The organism is Cellulophaga sp. F20128, assembly GCF_023015805.1.
In the GTDB taxonomy this organism is placed as follows: Bacteria; Bacteroidota; Bacteroidia; order Flavobacteriales; family Flavobacteriaceae; genus Cellulophaga.
In genome coordinates, this window is record NZ_JALKBA010000013.1 from 1 (window position 1) to 18,218 (window position 18,218).

The 18,218-nt window shown below is 35.4% G+C and carries 16 protein-coding genes and 1 pseudogene; 11 read left to right on the forward strand and 6 right to left on the reverse strand.

Going from position 1 to position 18,218, the window contains the following annotated elements; all coding sequences use genetic code 11:
* Positions 1-668: pseudogene (locus tag MWU65_RS12490) on the reverse strand (hypothetical protein); the annotation flags it as partial.
* A gap of 96 nt (positions 669-764) precedes the next feature.
* The gene (locus tag MWU65_RS12495; protein ID WP_247078385.1) at positions 765-3,593 is read right to left on the reverse strand and encodes a TonB-dependent receptor; all 2,829 of its coding nucleotides are present in this window, start codon (positions 3,591-3,593) and stop codon (positions 765-767) included.
* Positions 3,594-3,772: 179 nt separating this feature from the next.
* On the opposite strand from MWU65_RS12495, the gene MWU65_RS12500 reads away from it, so the two are divergent.
* Positions 3,773-4,462, forward strand: a complete 690-nt coding sequence (locus MWU65_RS12500; protein ID WP_247078386.1) for a response regulator transcription factor — start codon at positions 3,773-3,775, stop codon at positions 4,460-4,462.
* Positions 4,462-5,517, forward strand: coding sequence for an ATP-binding protein (locus tag MWU65_RS12505; RefSeq protein ID WP_247078387.1), 1,056 nt, complete (start codon positions 4,462-4,464; stop codon positions 5,515-5,517). The genes MWU65_RS12500 and MWU65_RS12505 overlap by 1 nt, the downstream gene beginning before the upstream one ends.
* Here the strand turns inward: MWU65_RS12505 and MWU65_RS12510 are convergent.
* Positions 5,442-6,545, reverse strand: coding sequence for a glycosyltransferase (locus MWU65_RS12510; RefSeq protein WP_247078388.1), 1,104 nt, complete (start codon positions 6,543-6,545; stop codon positions 5,442-5,444). The genes MWU65_RS12505 and MWU65_RS12510 overlap by 76 nt on opposite strands.
* Positions 6,546-6,615: 70 nt before the next feature.
* Between MWU65_RS12510 and trmB the strand changes: the two genes are divergently transcribed.
* The 7 genes from trmB to MWU65_RS12545 all read left to right on the forward strand — a co-directional run bounded on the left by trmB (position 6,616) and on the right by MWU65_RS12545 (position 11,278).
* Positions 6,616-7,287, forward strand: coding sequence for a tRNA (guanosine(46)-N7)-methyltransferase TrmB (gene trmB / locus MWU65_RS12515; protein WP_247078389.1), 672 nt, complete (start codon positions 6,616-6,618; stop codon positions 7,285-7,287).
* A 3-nt stretch (positions 7,288-7,290) separates the two neighbouring features.
* Positions 7,291-7,923: a LysE family transporter gene (locus MWU65_RS12520; RefSeq protein WP_247078390.1), complete on the forward strand. Its 633-nt coding sequence runs from the start codon at positions 7,291-7,293 to the stop codon at positions 7,921-7,923.
* Position 7,924: 1 nt separating this feature from the next.
* Entirely contained in the window at positions 7,925-8,272 is a 348-nt protein-coding gene (locus MWU65_RS12525) for an MGMT family protein (RefSeq protein ID WP_247078392.1), read from the forward strand.
* Positions 8,273-8,431: 159 nt separating this feature from the next.
* Positions 8,432-9,574, forward strand: a complete 1,143-nt coding sequence (locus MWU65_RS12530) for an Mrp/NBP35 family ATP-binding protein (RefSeq protein ID WP_247078394.1) — start codon at positions 8,432-8,434, stop codon at positions 9,572-9,574.
* Positions 9,575-9,577: 3 nt separating this feature from the next.
* Complete coding sequence (locus MWU65_RS12535; RefSeq protein ID WP_247078396.1) at positions 9,578-9,817, forward strand: NifU family protein; 240 nt, start codon at positions 9,578-9,580, stop codon at positions 9,815-9,817.
* Between the two features lie 73 nt (positions 9,818-9,890).
* The gene (locus tag MWU65_RS12540; RefSeq protein ID WP_247078398.1) at positions 9,891-10,949 is read left to right on the forward strand and encodes an NAD(P)/FAD-dependent oxidoreductase; all 1,059 of its coding nucleotides are present in this window, start codon (positions 9,891-9,893) and stop codon (positions 10,947-10,949) included.
* Positions 10,949-11,278: a 2Fe-2S iron-sulfur cluster-binding protein gene (locus tag MWU65_RS12545; protein ID WP_247078400.1), complete on the forward strand. Its 330-nt coding sequence runs from the start codon at positions 10,949-10,951 to the stop codon at positions 11,276-11,278. The genes MWU65_RS12540 and MWU65_RS12545 overlap by 1 nt, the downstream gene beginning before the upstream one ends.
* Before the next feature lie 76 nt (positions 11,279-11,354).
* Here the strand turns inward: MWU65_RS12545 and MWU65_RS12550 are convergent, their stop codons facing one another.
* Positions 11,355-13,094, reverse strand: coding sequence for an ABC transporter ATP-binding protein (locus tag MWU65_RS12550; protein ID WP_247078401.1), 1,740 nt, complete (start codon positions 13,092-13,094; stop codon positions 11,355-11,357).
* Positions 13,095-13,352: 258 nt separating this feature from the next.
* Here MWU65_RS12550 and MWU65_RS12555 point away from each other — a divergent pair, with 258 nt between their 5' ends.
* On the forward strand, positions 13,353-15,038 hold the full coding sequence (locus MWU65_RS12555; protein WP_247078402.1) for an AAA family ATPase: 1,686 nt from the start codon (positions 13,353-13,355) through the stop codon (positions 15,036-15,038).
* Between the two features lies 1 nt (position 15,039).
* Here the strand turns inward: MWU65_RS12555 and MWU65_RS12560 are convergent, their stop codons facing one another.
* Together MWU65_RS12560 and MWU65_RS12565 are read right to left on the reverse strand one after the other, a co-directional pair.
* Complete coding sequence (locus tag MWU65_RS12560) at positions 15,040-15,672, reverse strand: hypothetical protein (RefSeq protein ID WP_247078403.1); 633 nt, start codon at positions 15,670-15,672, stop codon at positions 15,040-15,042.
* Between the two features lie 208 nt (positions 15,673-15,880).
* Positions 15,881-17,014 (reverse strand): Gfo/Idh/MocA family oxidoreductase, encoded by a 1,134-nt coding sequence (locus tag MWU65_RS12565; RefSeq protein WP_247078404.1) that lies wholly within the window; start codon positions 17,012-17,014, stop codon positions 15,881-15,883.
* A gap of 198 nt (positions 17,015-17,212) precedes the next feature.
* Here MWU65_RS12565 and MWU65_RS12570 point away from each other — a divergent pair, with 198 nt between their 5' ends.
* Positions 17,213-18,109 carry a DMT family transporter gene (locus MWU65_RS12570; protein WP_247078405.1) on the forward strand — a complete coding sequence of 299 codons (897 nt, stop codon included), beginning with the start codon at positions 17,213-17,215 and terminating at the stop codon, positions 18,107-18,109.
* The last annotated feature ends 109 nt before the right edge of the window (positions 18,110-18,218 follow it).

An 18,218-nucleotide genomic window follows, 5' to 3' on the forward strand; every position in this document is an offset into this window, starting at 1 on the left:
AATTCAATACCGTCGTCTCCACCATTGTAAGACTGTACGTATTCAAAAGTAGTACCAGAACCAACACCGAACAAAGAAACACCGTTAAACTCTTTATCATTAGAATACGTAGCACCGGTATATTCAATGCGTAAATATCTAATAGAACCTGAGTTGTCAGTAGGTACATTTCCTCCGTATGTTAAATCAGCTACTTCAGAAGTTACAGAAGTACCTTTGTTAGTAGGAGCATTACCAGCAATTACCAGGCCTCCCCAGTTACCAGCAGTAGGGTTGACTTCACCAGATGTCATAACAACCGGGTTTGCAGATGTACCGTTAATAAAAATTTGTGCACCTTGTTCAACTGCGATATAAGCCGCAGTACCACCAGTAGCCTTAATTGTAGTTCCAGCAGGAATTGTTAATGAAGAACCCGATTTTACAACAAAAGCTCCATTCAGTTTGTAGGCTATTGCAGCATCTAAAATTAAATCTTCAGTTACATCTCCTATGAGTGCATCTAATTGAGGACAGTCGTTACAAGAACCACCACAATCTATTCCTGTTTCATCTCCGTTTTGAATTCCATCAGAACAAGTTGATCCCGAAGAATCGTCATCTTTACAAGATGATACGAATACTGTTACAGTAATCGTTAGTATTAATTTTAAAATTGTTTTTTTCATTTTAATAGTTTTTATATTTATGCAAATAAACAGCAACCTTATTAAGTGATGTTTACCTGTGAATTATGAAAATGTAATGCTTGTATTAACTAAAGGTTAAAACCTATATGATAAAGAAAGTTTTAGGTCTACACCTCCTTTATACGATCTTACAATAACGTTTTGAGTGTCTTGAATTCTTTCAATAGAAGGGTTTAATAAATTCTTTGCAGATAGTCCTAAACTGATGTTTTTATTAAGTGTTGATTTTACAATAAAATCTAATGTATTTACTGCTTGATCTACCAAATTTCCTTTGCCTTGAACCCCTAATGCATAAATCCTGTCAGAAAAATAATTATAAGCCAAAGTAGCCGATATGTCTTTGTCTTTTGAAAATTCCTTGCTGTAGCTAATGTCTGCATTCAATAACAAATCTGATGCGCCAGAAAGACGATCTTCAGAATTGGTAAAAGTTACACTTAAAGGAAAACCAGCTGCGGTAGTTTCTTCTATGACTTTGCCATCACTCAGATTTTGGTTGGTATTCATATATGAAAGGTTAAAACCAACAGACATATTTGTTTTTAAGTAATCTGTCTCATTTTCAGTTTCGCTTTCAAATAAATTTTTTCTAATTTCAAATTCTGCTCCAAAGGCAGTTGCTTCATCACCTGAATTAACGTAGCTAATATCATTTGCGGCCGAGTTAACAGTTACTGTATTAATAGGATCTTGAATTAGTTTTCCAAAAACTCCAAATGAAATAATATCGGTTAGCTTTGGAAACAACTCCCATTTTAAATCAACGTTATAATCGGTAGAAGCATATAGTCCGTTATTACCATACGTATCGCCACCTATATCTTGGAATAGAAATGGAGCTCTCTCTTTATATTGTGGAAGGGTATATGTTTTACTTGCGGCAAATTTTAAATTTTGTTTCTCTGTTAACTCATATTTAAGTGAAGTCATTGGTAATAACTCAAATGAATCTAATTCGCTTGGCCCACCAGAATTCAAAGAAGTATTCCATTCAATGGATTGGTTTATCTTTTCCCCTCTTAAGCCCACCACAGCTGTAAATTTAGGCGAAAACTTATGTGTTCCAGAGATAAAACCAGCATGGATATTTTGATCGCCACCGTAAGTTTGTGGGGCTAAAACAGCTACATTTGGAGTAGTTGCAGTTCCCCTAAAAGTTTCTATCCTAAAGTAACCTTCATTAATATTTTGTTGATTAAAGTAGGCGTCTAAATTATAGATATCTTGAATAATAGGTTGTTGTTGAACATTATTGTTATTGTCTCTTTGGAGTATTCTGAAGTTGAATTGAGTTGCTTCAAAGTTTATTTGTTTCATTCTTCCGCTATATCCCAAGGTTAGGTTGCTTAAGAACTCATCATCTTCATTTTTGTTAAATTTAAATGTGGTAGCGATGTTTGCAGCAAATTCATCTTCATTTAAGGTGTGGTAAAACCTGTGGTTGTCTGAGGATGATGAAATTAGTTGCATGGATTTTGGTCCGTCAGGATCATTAGAATTAACCGGTAGAATTGTTGCTTGGCGTCTGTTAGGAACAACATTATCTAAACTGTTGTATGAAACACCCCAGTTTAAATCTAAATTATCCTTTAACTTTATGTCTCCTAAGAATTGATTTACCAACAATGTTGTTCTTTCAAAAGCAGCGCGTTGTATAAACCCACCTCCCTGAGCTGCATCATCATCCTTGTCTATTATTCCATAATATTCTTGCTGTTTTTGAGAGGATGAATTAAGGTATAGCACATTGTATTTGAAAGTGTGTTTTCCTAATCTGTAAGCAATATTACTCATAAGAGTAGAGTTGGTATTATAGCTGTAGTCAAAAGAATCAAAATCATTATCTGGTACACCGCTTACGTTTACGCCTCCCCTTACTATTCCTTCCTTATAACTGTAATCGTTATCAAAAGAACCTACTGCAAAAAAGCTAAGTCTACTATCTTCACCTAAGTTAAAAGAGTCTCCTCCTTTAAGAGAAATACTCGAATTTATAGGTGTTGGGCCAACTTCTCTGTCCCAACTCGTTGAAAAATTATAGTTGTTTAAAGGAAAAGCTGGATAATCTTTAGAATAAAAGCCGCTAAAATTAGGGCCGTCATTTAAATAGAACGTACTTACGCCTATTGCTTCCGAATTTCCTCCTACGCCTACACCAAGTTCAATAAAACCACTACCAGTATAGTTTTTTGAAGCGATGTCTATGTTAGCTCCGGCAAAATCACCATAATTTTTTGTACTATACGTTTTGTCTATACCAATGTATTCCACAATATCAGTGGAAAATATTTCTAAATCTATATTTTTATTAGACGGGTTATTAGATGGTAACGGTAAGCCGTTCATTGTAGTTACATTATACCTGTCTCCCAAACCTCTAACAAAAACATTACCAGAACCTTCTTGTTTAGAAATTCCTGTGGTTTTGGTAACTGCAGTGGCAACATCACTAACTCCTTTTCGAGCAAGTTCTTGCGCGCCAATTGAAGTTTTCATTTCAACAGCTTTCTTTTGATCTAATAATAAGGCTGTTTCTGAATCTTTTCTGGATACTGTAGTTATTACAATTTCATCCAATTGCATCCCTTCATTGGCAGCCATTGGAACATTAATTGTAGTTACTTTTCCAGAAATTATTTCAACGTTAGGAATCTCTATAGTCTCATAACCAACATAACTATATTGAACTGTGTAATTGCCAGGCACTAAATTTGCAATCTCGTATAAGCCATCAAAATCTGATGTTGTTCCTTTTGTTGTTCCTTTAATCAATACATTGGCAAATGCCAACGGATCGTTATTCATCTCCTTGTCGGTTAATTTTCCAACAATGCTTCCTGTTTCTTGTGCCTTTGAAAATAAGCAAGTTAAAAGGCAAAATGTCAATAAAAAAAGTCTCATTAATTTCGTTTATAAGTTGCCGCAAAGAACGTCAGCAGCTGTAAAAGTGATGTTACTCATATGTTAAGAATACAAGTCCAAATTGTTATATTAAGGTTTAGATATTAAATGAATGTTAAGCATCTTTGTGGTTTAAGTATTATCTTTACTTTTGGCGCTATAATCAATACGATGTACAGATGAAAAAGAAAGATATTAGAATACTTTTAGTAGATGATGAACCAGATATTTTAGAAATTGTGGGCTATAATCTTTCATCTGAAGGATACGATGTGTTTACAGCAAAGAATGGCATTGAGGCAGTTGCCAAAGCAAAGAAAAAACTACCACATCTAGTGATATTGGATGTTATGATGCCAGAAATGGATGGTATTGAAGCTTGTGAAATCATTAGAAATACACCAGAATTGGAGCAAACTATTATAACCTTTTTAACCGCAAGGGGTGAGGATTATTCTCAAGTTGCGGGTTTTGATGCCGGAGCCGATGATTATATTACGAAACCAATTAAACCCAAAGTGCTGATAAGTAAAGTAAAGGCACTGCTTAGAAGGTTAAAAGAGAATACTGTGGAAGATCAAGAAGATATTGTTAAAGTGGGCAATATTATTATCAATAGAGAAGAATATAAGGTTGTTAACAACGGAAAAGAGATCGTGTTGCCAAGAAAGGAATTCGAGTTATTGGCATTATTGACATCGAAACCCAACAAGGTATATAAAAGGGAAGTGATTTTAGATAAGGTTTGGGGTAATGAAGTTGTGGTTGGAGGAAGAACAATAGATGTGCATATAAGAAAATTAAGAGAAAAAATAGGAGACGACCACTTTAAAACTGTAAAAGGTGTTGGATATAAGTTTGTTTTATAATGGCTAAAAGACTAAAAAAGTCCTATAAATTTGCATTCCGCTCATCCCTATTTATTGTTGTAATACTTACAGGCATATTGGGTATGAGTATGTATTATTCCGGTACTAAGGAGTGGCTATTTCTTGTGGCTTTCTCACTCCTAAGTTTTGCAATTGCCTTTATGATTATTCAATACCGTGTAGAGAAATTTATCTATAAACGGATAAAAAAAATATATGATGATGTCTCACTGCTAGAATCTACCTCTTTTTCATCGGCTCCAATTACTACAGATATAAAAACCTTAACCGAAGAAATTGAAAAATTTGCGCAAGGAAAAAAAACAGAGATTGATACATTAAAGATTAGAGAGGAATACCGAAAAGATTTTTTAGGAAACATCTCACATGAATTAAAAACTCCTTTGTTTACGGTGCAAGGATATATTTTAACCTTGTTGGATGGCGCTATGGACGATAAAAAAGTTCATAAAAAATATTTGGAAAGAGCTAATAAAGGAGTCGAAAGGCTAATTTATATTGTCAAGGATTTAGATATGATTACCAAATTAGAGGTTGGTGGACTTGTGTTAGATCTTGAAGATTTTGATATCGTAGAGCTTATTCAGAATGTATTTGATTCCTTAGAGATGCGCGCTGCTAAAAAGAAGATTGCACTTACTTTTGATATTAATTATGACAAACCTATCATGGTTAAGGCAGATAAAGAACGCACTCAGCAAGTACTGGCTAACCTGCTGGTGAATTCTATTAAGTACGGTTATAATAATGGAACCACTGAGGTTAGTGTAGAAAACTTAATAAAAAACAAAGTGATTGTTCGGGTAACCGATAACGGAGAAGGAATTCCTAAAGAGTTAATTCCTAGACTTTTTGAACGCTTTTACAGAGTTGATAAAAGTGGAAGCAGAGAGGTTGGAGGGTCAGGATTAGGATTGGCAATAGTAAAACATATTTTAGAAGCGCATAACGAAAAAATTTATGTGGAAAGCGTTGTTGGTGTTGGGTCAGAGTTTTCTTTTACCTTAGAGAAAACCTCAAATAAAGCCTTGTAATCTACTTCCTTTGTAAAATGCTTCAGGCCTTTGAACACTTTTATTTTACACAGTTTGTCAATTGTGAATTCATCTTGTGAGCAAGATGGTGCAATGCCTTTTTTATGTAGTCGGTGTGCCAGATATTCTTGTTCAAATTGCCCAGGAGTGGGTATAAAGAAGGCCTTCTTTTCTAATTTTGCTAAATCCATTATCGTAGTATAACCGGACCTACAAAGAATAATGCCGCTTTCACCTATGGCTCTTTCCAGGGCTTTGGAATTCATATAGTTATATATAATAATATTTCCTCGTAATGAGGTTATTTTTTGCTCATCTTCAACTTTGCCTTTTACGAGTAATACATCGTAATTGTACCCAATTAATTCATCGTATATTTTTTCTTCCAGCATTGATCGTTGAGGTTCAGGGCCAGATAATAAAACCATTAAATGGTATTTTTTAGGGGAATCACTTTTTTTAAGTCTACTCAAAGGACCTATGTATTTAAGGTTTAGTTTAGAATTTTTTAAATGTCCTAATTTACCAGAAAGGTTGGGTTGTTCTTCTACGTCAGGTACCCAGCACTCATCAAACTTTTTAATAATGTTTTGGTGTAGTTTGGTGGTCATCCATGTTGTACTTCCGGTGAGTACATTTAATTGATGGGTAATAAAAATACAAGGTATCTTTTTGTAATATACACCAAGCCTGTTATCAGAAATAATAGCGTCTATTTGTAGTTCTTTCACTAGTTTTTTAGTCTCTTTTTTTTCTTTATGGATGGCTTTTAGCATTTTAGGAGAATCCCAGAGCATTTTCATTTTAAAATGCTTGCCTTTTTTAGCATATTTTATTTTGTAAGAGGGGAGATTATAAGCCTCTAGTTCTGGAAACTCTTTCTTCAATAGGTGTAAAGCATCACCATCCGAACCAAGTATAGGGGTGTAACCGTGTTCTATCAAAGAAGTTATTATGGGAACACATCTTGTGGCGTGTCCTAAACCCCAATTTAACGGAGCTACTAGTATGCGTTTAGATTTATTCATAAAGACAAAAAAACAACTATAAAAACATAAATAGATTTCCTTAGCTTTGCCAAATCATTAAATGTATGTTGTGGGAAGTAAAAATAAATTAAAGAGGTTTAAAGAGAATGAAACGTTTGCAAACGTGTTTCAGCCTACCCGAGAAGATATAACAGACGTGGTTTTTCCGTTACAAGGAAAATGGGCAACTTTCTTTAAAAATGATAATCCTATTGTATTAGAGTTGGGTTGTGGCAAAGGGGAATATACCATTGGTTTGGCAAAACAAAATCCGAATAAAAACTTTATAGGGATTGATATTAAAGGGGCTCGTTTTTGGCGAGGGGCTAAAACGGCTATCGAAGAAAATATCGAAAATGCCGCTTTTTTAAGAACACAAATAGAGCTGATAGATAAGATTTTTGCCGTTGGGGAAGTAGCTGAAATATGGATTACCTTTCCAGATCCACAGATAAAATATAAGCGTACCAAGCACAGACTAACCAATGACGCTTTCTTAGCAAAGTATAGACAGGTATTAAAACCTGACGGATTGGTGAATCTTAAAACAGATAGCGAATTTATGCATGGGTATACTTTAGGGCTGTTACACGGTAAAGGATTAGAGGTTGTTTATGCCAATCATGATGTGTATAAGAACGAAGGAAGTCCTAAAGAAGTGTTGGATATACAAACTTTCTATGAAAATCAGTATCTTGAGAAAGGAAAACCAATAACCTATATTCAATTTAAGGTCAATTAACCAATGACGCATTTAGTTACACTTTTTTTTGCCACTTTTTCGGCAGCCTTTATGGCAACGGTGCCACCGGGCCTCCTGAATATGAATGCGGCAAAAACTAGTGTAGAAAAGGGCAAGTTAAATGGTATTATTTTTAGTATTGGTGTGTCCATTACGGTGATCATTCAAGCCTATATTGCCGTTGTAATTTCTAAATTTCTGCACAAAAACCCTGAGGTGGTTAGCGTGTTGTTAAAGGTGGCCTTAGTTGTTTTTGCAGTTTTAGGAGTTTATTTTTTCGCTATGGCGAAGGAATGGATCAAACCTAAAAAGAAAGTAAAACCCAAAATTAGCAAGCGCAATAGTTTTTATAAAGGCGTTTTTTTAGCAGCAATTAATTTGTTAACTATTCCGTACTATAGTGGTATGAATGCCATGTGGAAGGCATCGGGTTGGATTAAATTTGAAGTTTGGGATATTCTTACCTTTATTTTTGCCGCTGGCTTTGGCACTTTTGCTGTATTGTATTTGTATACGGTATACTTTAATAAGCTTGAAAAGAAGTCCAAAGGCTTTTCAAAAAATTCGAATTATATTATTAGCGCCTTAATGCTGATCCTCTTTATCATAACTTCAGTTAGAGTCTACCATCAATAAAATGGAATTAAAAAACGAAAATTTCTTTCAAAAAGTATATGCTGTAGCAGAGCAAATACCGTATGGAAGGGTTACCTCTTATGGGGCCATTGCCAAATATTTGGGAGCAGCCCGAAGTGCCAGAATGGTGGGATGGGCTATGAATGCTTCTCATTTAAAAGAAGAAATACCTGCACATAGAGTGGTTAATCGTAAAGGGTTGCTCACTGGGAAACATCATTTTGATGGGACTAATTTAATGCAACAACTACTCGAAAATGAAGGTGTAGTTGTAGTAGATAACCAAATACAAGATTTAGACAAGTACTTTTGGGATCCGTTTCAAGAATTGGAATATAAAGCGCTATAACTTCTAAATTTTAGTCTAAAAAGGAGAGCATGTAATATAAAGTTAACTGATAAAAGTATGTTATATTTCAATTCTATGGCTTCTTATTCTCAGCCCTATACACTATCTTTGCAATTTAGAATCAGTTTAAGTAAAAAGCTGAAAAAGAAAGTGATATAGATGAAGATAAGTAAGAGTGATGTCTTAAAGGCGTTAGAGAAAATTACGGTTCCTGGAGAAGGAAAGAATATGGTAGAAAGCGGAGCTGTTACCAATATTATGATTTTTGGAGATGAGGTTGTTGTAGATGTAACGATTAACAACCCTAGTTTACAAGCTCGTAAAAAAACAGAAGTTGAAATCTTAAAGACTATTCATACAGAAGTTTATGAAAAAGCTAAGATTAAAATTAATGTTAAGGTAGGTGCTGCTGCAGCGAAGCCAAAAACAAATGAGATAAAAGGGAAACCACTTCCTGGGATAAAAAATATTATCGCCATTGCTTCGGGTAAAGGCGGTGTAGGCAAATCTACAGTTACAGCCAATTTAGCAGTAACATTGGCTAAAATGGGATTTAAAGTGGGGTTATTGGATGCAGATATCTACGGTCCGTCTATGCCCATTATGTTTGACGTTGCCCAGGAAAAACCACTAGCAGTAAACATAGATGGCAAGTCTAAAATGAAGCCCGTTGAAAGCTATGGTGTTAAATTACTATCCATTGGATTTTTTACACAACCAAATCAAGCTGTAATTTGGAGGGGACCAATGGCTTCAAAAGCATTAAATCAAATGATTTTTGATGCCCATTGGGGAGAAATTGATTTTATGCTGATAGATTTACCACCAGGAACTGGCGATATACATCTAAGTATTATGCAAGCCATGCCTGTAACAGGAGCTGTTGTGGTAAGTACACCACAAGAAATTGCTTTGGCAGATGCACGCAAAGGAGTGGCAATGTTTCAACAAGATTCTATAAATGTTCCGGTATTGGGAATAGTAGAAAATATGGCGTATTTTACACCAGAAGAACTGCCAGATAATAAGTATTATATTTTTGGAAAAGAAGGTGCAAAGCATTTGGCGGAAGATTTAAAAATTCCTTTTTTAGGGGAGATTCCACTAGTACAAAGTATTAGAGAAGCCGGAGATGTTGGTAGACCAGCAGCATTGCAAACAGCCTCACCAATAGAAGCTGCTTTTGAGAAATTAACAAAAAGCATAGTGCAAGAAGTCGTAAAAAGAAATACAGCTATGCCTCCTACTGAAGCTATTAAAATAACAACTATGGCGGGTTGCTCGCCGGTTAACAAGAAGTAAAAGATGACAACAGAAGAAATAAGAGCTAAGGTGGAAATAGCATTGGAAGAAATTCGTCCTTTTTTGCAGAGTGATGGAGGGGATATCTCGCTAATTTCAATTGATAATGATACTTCTGTAAAAGTAAAGTTAGAAGGAGCTTGTGTAGGCTGTAGTGTGAATCAAATGACACTGAAAAGCGGCGTTGAAATGACCATTAAAAAATATGTGCCACAAATTGAAGAGGTGATTAATGTGGGTTAATTATTGTGATATTTATCATATTTAGACCATAATTACTTCTGTAATTTTACATTTATTTTAAGGATACTTTTACATGATTAAGACAGATATACTAATTATAGGTGCTGGTCCAACAGGACTTTTTGCAGTTTTTGAAGCAGGATTATTACAATTAAAATGTCATTTAATAGACGCTTTGCCACAAGCAGGCGGACAATGTTCAGAGATTTATCCTAAAAAACCAATCTACGATATTCCGGGCTTTCCTGAAGTATTAGCAGGAGATTTAGTAGCTAATTTAATGGAGCAGACAAAAGCATTTCAACCAGGATTTACATTGGGTGAACGTGCAGAAACTATAGAAAAACAGGAAGATGGCTCATTTGTTGTTACCACCAACAAGGGAACAAAGCACCACGCACCAATTGTTGCAATAGCAGGTGGTTTGGGGAGTTTTGAGCCACGAAAACCATTACTACAAAACTTAACTAAGTTTGAGGATAATGGCGTTGCTTACATGATAAAAGACCCAGAAGTTTACCGCAATAAAAAAGTAGTTATTGCTGGTGGGGGCGACTCAGCCCTTGATTGGAGTATTTTTTTGGCAGATATAGCCTCTGAGGTTACTTTAGTGCATCGAAGAAATGAATTTAGAGGGGCTTTAGACTCGGTTGAAAAAGTGCAGTTACTTAAAAATGCAGGTAAGATTAACCTTGTTACACCAGCAGAAATTGTTGGACTTATTGGCGAGGATACCCTTACGGCCGTTGCAATTAAAAAAACAGGAGAAGAAGACATTATCACATTAGAAGTTGATAATTTTATCGCTCTATTTGGTTTATCTCCAAAATTAGGTCCCATTGCAAATTGGGGTTTAGAAATAGAAAAAAATGCGATTAAAGTAAACAATGCACTAGATTACCAAACTAATATTCCTGGTATATATGCCATTGGTGATGTAAATACCTATCCGGGGAAATTAAAACTTATTCTTTGTGGTTTTCACGAGGCCACTTTAATGTGTCAAAGTGCCTACCAGAAAATTTATCCTGAGAAAAGATATGTAATGAAATATACAACCGTAGGTGGTGTTACTGGATTTGATGGAACCAAAAAAGAAGCTCCAAAAGTAGTAGTTAAAGCAATAGATTAATGAGTGATATTAAAATAAAAATAACAGACCGAGAAGGGGTTTTACATGAAGTAGATGCGCCTACAGATATGAATATGAATTTAATGGAAATTGTGCGATCGTATGAGCTAGCTCCTGAAGGAACTATTGGTATTTGTGGTGGGATGGCTATGTGTGCTTCTTGTCAGTGCTATGTGAAATCTGATCATAATTTACCAGAAATGTCTGAGGATGAAGATGCTATGTTAGCAGAGGCCTTTAACGTAGAAGACAACAGTAGATTGGGTTGCCAAATACACATGACTCCAGATTTAGACGGATTAGAAGTTGAGTTGGCACCAGAAAGCTAAACAAACTTACTAGCTATAAATAAAAGCTCAAACCCTTAGAATAGCTAAGGGTTTGAGCTTTTACCATTTTTATAAATTATATCCGTGCTTGATACGTAAACAAGTTAAAATATCGGCCTTCTTTTGCAATAAGCTCGTCATGGGTACCGCGCTCTGCAATTTCTCCATTTTCAATAACCAAAATCTTATCAGCTTTACGTATTGTACTCAGTCTGTGTGCTATAACAAAGGTTGTTCTTCCCTCAGTTAAAGTCGCTAAACTTTTCTGTATAAGCGCTTCACTCTCCGTATCTAAGTTGGAAGTAGCTTCATCCAAAATTAATATTTTAGGATTCGCTAAAATAGCTCGGGCAATAGCGATCCGTTGGCGTTGTCCGCCTGATAGTTTTACCCCACGTTCTCCAATTAGCGTTTCCAAGCCATCATCAAAGCGATCGGTAAATTCGTTGACATAGGCCGCGTCAACAGCCTTTAACAGTTCTTCTTCCGTTGCGTTAGGCCTAGGAAAAAGGATGTTATTTCTTATGGTTCCTTCAAACAAAAAATCGTCTTGTAAAACAACACCCAAGTATTGTCTAAAACTGTTAAGATCTATCTGTGATAAATCTTTGCCATCTATAGCTACAGTTCCTTCCGCAGGATTTAAAAAACTGGCTGCCAAACCAGCAATGGTAGATTTCCCAGATCCCGAACTGCCTACAAGGGCAACCACTTGGCCAGAATTAACGGTAAAATTTACGTTGGTTAATACTTCCTTGTCTTCTTCATAGGCAAAAGAAACATTGTTAAAAGAGACATCCCCTTTCATGGTATCTAAAACAATGGTACGATTTTTTTCATCGGCTTCAGAAGTCATATTCATTAGCTCTTCAGTACGGTCTAAACCTGCAAGTGCTTCAGTTAGCTGACTCCCAATATTACTCATCTGCACTATAGGTGCTACCATAAGAGCTAATAAAAACGTAAACTGAAAATATTCTCCAGTAGTTAAATCGCCTGTAATTAATAGGTAACCCCCGTAGCCCATCATAATTCCCGTAGTGGCAAGACCCAATAAAAAGGTTGAGGAGCTTGTCATTACAGCCGTTGCGGTTAGACTCTTTTTTACATTTTCATACAGCTGAGCAACGCCGTCTTCAAAAATTTTATTTTCTTGTTCCTCGGCATTAAACCCTTTAATGACACGAACGCCACTTAGGGTTTCGGTTAATCTCCCTTTTACTTCTGCATTTATTTTTCCTCGTTCTCTAAAAACAGGACGAATAATTTTAAACGCTTTTAAAGAAATAAAAGCAAATAATAGCAAGGGTATAAAAGCCATAACGGTCATGGTTATGCTTATTTTCATCAATAGTACTACAGAGACTACGGCTGTAATGGTCCCCCCAACCAGTTGTGCTAAACCTGTGCCTATAAGGTTTCGTACGCCTTCTACATCGCTCATTATTCTAGAGACCAAACCACCAGATTTGTTATTGTCAAAAAAACTGATTGGTAATGATAATACCTTTTTTTGTACTTGAGCCCGGAGTTCAGAAATTAAATATTGGGCCTGTATGCTCAGTACTTTTGTGAGTAGAAAGGAAGTAATTGCCTGTACTAAAAATGCTAAGATTACAAGGATTACCAAGTTTCTTAAAAAAACTAAATCTTTATTAGGTACAATATCATCCATTAAATATTTAAGTGATATTGGTGCAACAAAACTTGCCGCCTTACTGATTACAATTAGGAATAGCCCAATAAAAACAAGTTTACGTCTAGGCCAAATAATCGTTTTAAATGCGGTTAAAATACTTACTTTTTTTTCTGCCATCTTGGGGTTTTCGATTTTGATGCAAGGTAATTTAATTCTGTGCCAAATTTTAATGATGCCTTTATAAATAGTTGTAGCAAGTTTAAAAATCATTAAAATTAGTTTTTAAAACAGAAGTCTAGTATTTTCACACCACCGATTTTTACAATCGTAAAAAAGAAACCTAATCTCTTTTTAGTTATGGTTTTTAGTAAAAATTCTGTATTATGGAACTACAGAAATTTTCCAATCTGGAGGGGTTAACTAAATTTAAAAACATTGCAACAAGACAAAGCACTAGCACTATTAAAATCAGGTAAAAATGTATTTCTAACAGGTTCTGCTGGTACAGGAAAAACATATATTTTAAACCAATACATATCCTATTTAAAGGCTAGAAAAATCCCTGTAGCTGTGACGGCCTCTACCGGTATTGCTGCAACACATATGAACGGGATGACCATACATTCTTGGGCTGGGTTTGGGATTAAGGAACAGCTTACCAGAGCCAATTTAATGGCGATGAAGGATAAAAAGTACTTACGGGAACACCTAGAAAATTCGAAGGTTTTAATAATTGATGAAATATCCATGCTCCACAAAAAGCAGTTGGATATGGTAGATGCTGTGTTGCAATTTTTTAAACAAAGTGATGCGGCTTTTGGAGGCATTCAAATTGTGGTCTGTGGTGATTTTTTTCAGTTACCTCCTATAGGAAATCAAGGAGAAAAGAGTAAGGATAAGTTCGCATTTATGGCAGCAGCCTGGGTGAATGCCAAATTTAATGTCTGTTATTTAACAGAACAATACCGGCAAGAGCATGCAGATGTACTAACTACTATTTTAAATGAAATTAGGGCTGGTGAAATTTCCAATAGCAGTATACATCAGTTAAAAAGTGCAGAAAAAAACACCTTTAAAGAGGAAGATGAACCTACAAAATTGTTTACGCACAATTATGATGTGGATCAAATTAACCAGGTCCATTTAAGTGAAATAAAGGGAAAGGCTAAAAAGTTTAAAGCATCAACCAAAGGCAATAAAAAATTAGTAGAAACTTTAAAAAAATCCGTTTTAGCGAAAGAAGAATTAGAATTAAAATTACAGACTAAGGTGATGTTTGTGAGGAATAATCCAGAACAAGGGTATGTCAATGGTACCTTAGGAACTATTGTTAGTTTTAATGATGATGGTTTTCCTGTGGTAAAAACGGCACAGGGAAAACGAATTACAGTAAAGCAAGAAAACTGGAGTATACAGGATGATACAGGGAAATCATTAGCCAGTTTAGATCAGATTCCTTTGCGTTTAGCTTGGGCCATTACTGTGCATAAGTGTCAGGGAATGACACTAGACGGAGCGCTTATAGATTTGTCTAAGACCTTTGAAAAAGGACAGGGATATGTTGCGCTGTCAAGGTTAAAAAATATTGAAAATCTAAAGCTTTTAGGTTTTAATGAAATGGCTTTGCAAGTAGATGGCTTGGCACATAAGGCAGATCAGCGTTTTTTAGAACTATCTTCTGAAGCAGATTCTGGAACCAACATTGAAGAATTAACAAAGGCTGCATCCAAGTTTGTAATAGATTCAGGGGGCTTAACTAACGTAAAGGAAATAGATAAACACCGCAGGAAAACCCTGGATAAAAAACTAAAAAAAGACTCTACCTACGATGTTACTTTGGACTATTTTAGAAAAAAATTAACAATCGAAGAAATCGCAATCCAAAGAGGCATGTCTTCGGGGACAATAGCGGGGCATTTAATAAAATTGTGTTTGGACTATCCCGAGGAGGATTTTAGTTTTTATGAGCCAACAGCGCAAATTGTAAAAGATGTTCGAAAGGCAAAAAGTAACCAAATAAAAGGAGAGCCATTAAGTTTAAAAGCAATTTACGAAACATTAAACAAGAAAGTATCGTATAACGATATTAAGTTGGCTCTTGCGTTTATTGGTAGGGTATAATTTATTCTTTAACTACAATTATTGAAGCTTTAGAACCTGTAGAAAGTAGCCATTTTTTAGAAGTTAATAGTTTTCCATCTTCATCATATACATTTACTTGGGCAGTATTTGGACCAGAGGTGCCTTGGTTTAAGGCTTCAAAATCGATCTGGTTAAATCCTTTTTTTAGCGTAAGGTTGACACCCTTAAATGAAGCATCTAACATCATATTGTACTCTACTACTTCTCCATTGGCATAAATCTTAACACGATCGCCATCTACATATTCGTGATCACGACAAACAATACCTACAAATGTTCCATTACTTTTTACATCCCCTAAATATTGGTCTCCATAAAAGGTTTTGGAATCTTTTTTTTCTTCAAGACCTAGGCGTGGGTTTAATTTAACATCTCTACCCGGCTTTACGAGGCGGTCATCTGGACGCATATCAATTCTAGGCTTCATCATGGAATCTAAAAAATTGATATTCGGTTGCTTTTTAGCTTCAGGAATTAGAACAGGAAAAGGCAATCCCTTTGGGGCTTCTTTTTTTGCTTCAATTTTTAAAGGAATAACGGGAGTCGTTTCTTGCGCAACGGTTGGTAGGGCAAAAGCTAACATAAGCAGTAAGGAAAGTACTGTAAATCGCATTAAATCACTTTGTTATTTAAAGGGTAAAGATAACAAATACCTTGCCACGCAATATTAAACAGTTGTTAAAATACGATTTCTAGCTTTTTAGACCAGTCTGCTCAAGAAAGAAAATAAAAATGAATACGGTTCTTTTTAATAGGCAAGCCATACCAATCCGTGCTAAAAAGCAACTATATTGGTTAAGTAGAATGAGGAGGGGTGATCGCTATTTTGAAAATTTTAGTGTTTTCCCTGATTTGGCACTTTTTTTCGCTAGTTCAAGAATTTCAACAACTATCATGTTATTTTCTAAGGAAGACAGACTGTAGGGGCTTTCCTTTATTTCTCCTCGTACTATGGCTTTAAAAAAACTAAAGGGATCATTGTAGGGCGCTGGCCTAGGTTTTGGATATGACTTTTCTTCTGGTTTATGCGCATTGAGCTTATATCTGATTTCTTTAGAATTTTCATTAATAATATAACCAGTTTCTCCATAAATTTCAATGTCTTTTCTTGAAAAAGGCCAGTTCCAAGAGGGCTGAAGTACCGCCTGCATTTTGGGGTATTGTAAAATGATGGTAGCCTCATCGTCTACCTTAGGGTAAATGGATGGTTTGTTGGTTTGGGTCACCGCTGTAATAGTTAGTGGTTTTTCCCCTTTCTTGAGCCAAGTAACTAAATTAGCTCCATAACAACCAAAATCTATAATGGCCCCACCACCATTGCTTATTGGATCTGTTAGCCATTCTAAAAATTCTTGATTAACACCAATCTCCTTTGGTCCTTTATGTCCATCTTGTACCACAATTCTACGCATATCGCCAATAGCCCCGTTGTAGATCATTTCATAGGCTTTATGATTGGTTGCATACCAGGTAGTTTCATAATTTGTTAAAAGGTGTATGTTGTGCTTTGTTGCTAATTTCTGCATCTTTTTAGCGTGTTTAACGCTAACTGCTAGTGGTTTTTCAACCATAATATGGACTCCTAATGGCGCAAAATGTTCAACAACAGCTAAATGTTCATAAATACTTCCAAAGGCGGTTACAGCTTCTAGTTTAACGGCATTGGTCATTGCTTCCATTGTTGGGTATACCTTTTCCATTGCATATCCGTATTGTTTAGCATATCGTTGTGCCATATCAATATTAGGCTCTACAATACCTACTATTTCAATATCCGTATGGCTAGAAGAACGTCCCAACAGTAAGTGCACATGGGAATGAGAGAGTCCAATGATACCTACTTTTAAGGGTGCTTCTTTTTTTGCTTCAGTTTTTAATGGAATAATTGGTTTAGTGTTTTGCGCAACAGTGGGTTGGGTAATAACTAGAAAAAAGATTAGGATTGCAAACCGCATGAGATTAATATAGTATTTATAAGGTAAAGATAACAAATAGCATACAAAGCAATAGGTCGTGGTTGTTCCATTAAATTATAGATAGCTAGCAGGTAATTTAATTTTAATATAGGATGAATATTTAACAATTAATTACACGTATAGGTGTGTTTTAGAATCGGAAATAAAACTATTTTTGCCGATCATTTTTTTAAGGCTATGAAAAAGGAAAGAATTGCGTTGGCTGTGGGTATTTTATGTATTTCTATATTTCCTATTTTGGTAAAGTTAAACTTAACACCAGGTGTAATATCTGCATTTTATAGAATGGCAGTGGCAGCAGCCTGTATTTTGCCATATGTTCTGTTTACCAAACAGTTTAAAATTAGATCAAAAAAAACGTTTTTTTACGCGGTGCTCTGTGGTGTTGTCTTTGGGTTGGATGTTTCGGTTTGGAATATAGCCATACAGGAATCTACAGCAACACAAGCAACACTTTTAACTAATTTGTCACCGGTTTGGGTGGGAATTGGTGCGTTTTTCTTTTTAAAAGATAAACCGACAAAAAACTTTTGGATAGGAACCGTTATTGCAATTTTTGGAATGATGATGCTGGTTGGTTTTAAAACCTTTATTCAGTTAGATTTTAATCTTGCTTTTTGTTTTGCGGTACTTTCAGGGATATTATATGCTGTTTATATGTTGCTAAGTAAAAATGTTTTAGACAAGATTAATGTACTGACTTTTATGACTATTAGTGTTGTGTCTTCGGCTGTATCCTTAGGAATATTGAGTTATAGCATTAATGAACCCTTTACAGGGTTTTCTTCTGCCGGTTGGTTGGTGTTGGTTGTTCAAGGGGTGGTTTGTCAGCTGCTGGCATGGTTGCTCATAAGTTATGCTACAAAGCATATGCGTGCCACTAGAGTGTCTGTTAGCTTGTTGGGTCAGGCTATTTTAGCCTCTTTTTTGGCGTGGTTATTTTTAGAAGAGACTGTTTCTATACAAATGGTAATTGGCGGGTTAGTTCTCCTTTTTGGAATCCGAATTACGTTTTACCAAAAGGATGTATTTGCTAAAAGAAGCGTTTCTAATAGCAAGTTATCTCGACTTTAATCTTCTACTGTACGGTTATTGATAAGTTGGTCTAACTGCCGTCATTGTACAAGAACAAGATGGTTACGCTACACAAGAAGGCGTTTTAGATTTTAGTCTTTTAAATATT

Bases quoted from the DNA above. Each gene is read 5' to 3' on its own strand.
- MWU65_RS12495 (WP_247078385.1), bottom strand. From the start codon at position 3,593: ATGAGACTTTTTTTATTGACATTTTGCCTTTTAACTTGCTTATTTTCA.
- MWU65_RS12500 (WP_247078386.1), top strand. From the start codon at position 3,773: ATGAAAAAGAAAGATATTAGAATACTTTTAGTAGATGATGAACCAGAT.
- MWU65_RS12505 (WP_247078387.1), top strand. From the start codon at position 4,462: ATGGCTAAAAGACTAAAAAAGTCCTATAAATTTGCATTCCGCTCATCC.
- MWU65_RS12510 (WP_247078388.1), bottom strand. From the start codon at position 6,545: ATGAATAAATCTAAACGCATACTAGTAGCTCCGTTAAATTGGGGTTTA.
- MWU65_RS12520 (WP_247078390.1), top strand. From the start codon at position 7,291: ATGACGCATTTAGTTACACTTTTTTTTGCCACTTTTTCGGCAGCCTTT.
- MWU65_RS12525 (WP_247078392.1), top strand. From the start codon at position 7,925: ATGGAATTAAAAAACGAAAATTTCTTTCAAAAAGTATATGCTGTAGCA.
- MWU65_RS12530 (WP_247078394.1), top strand. From the start codon at position 8,432: ATGAAGATAAGTAAGAGTGATGTCTTAAAGGCGTTAGAGAAAATTACG.
- MWU65_RS12535 (WP_247078396.1), top strand. From the start codon at position 9,578: ATGACAACAGAAGAAATAAGAGCTAAGGTGGAAATAGCATTGGAAGAA.
- MWU65_RS12540 (WP_247078398.1), top strand. From the start codon at position 9,891: ATGATTAAGACAGATATACTAATTATAGGTGCTGGTCCAACAGGACTT.
- MWU65_RS12545 (WP_247078400.1), top strand. From the start codon at position 10,949: ATGAGTGATATTAAAATAAAAATAACAGACCGAGAAGGGGTTTTACAT.
- MWU65_RS12550 (WP_247078401.1), bottom strand. From the start codon at position 13,094: ATGGCAGAAAAAAAAGTAAGTATTTTAACCGCATTTAAAACGATTATT.
- MWU65_RS12560 (WP_247078403.1), bottom strand. From the start codon at position 15,672: ATGCGATTTACAGTACTTTCCTTACTGCTTATGTTAGCTTTTGCCCTA.
- MWU65_RS12565 (WP_247078404.1), bottom strand. From the start codon at position 17,014: ATGCGGTTTGCAATCCTAATCTTTTTTCTAGTTATTACCCAACCCACT.
- MWU65_RS12570 (WP_247078405.1), top strand. From the start codon at position 17,213: ATGAAAAAGGAAAGAATTGCGTTGGCTGTGGGTATTTTATGTATTTCT.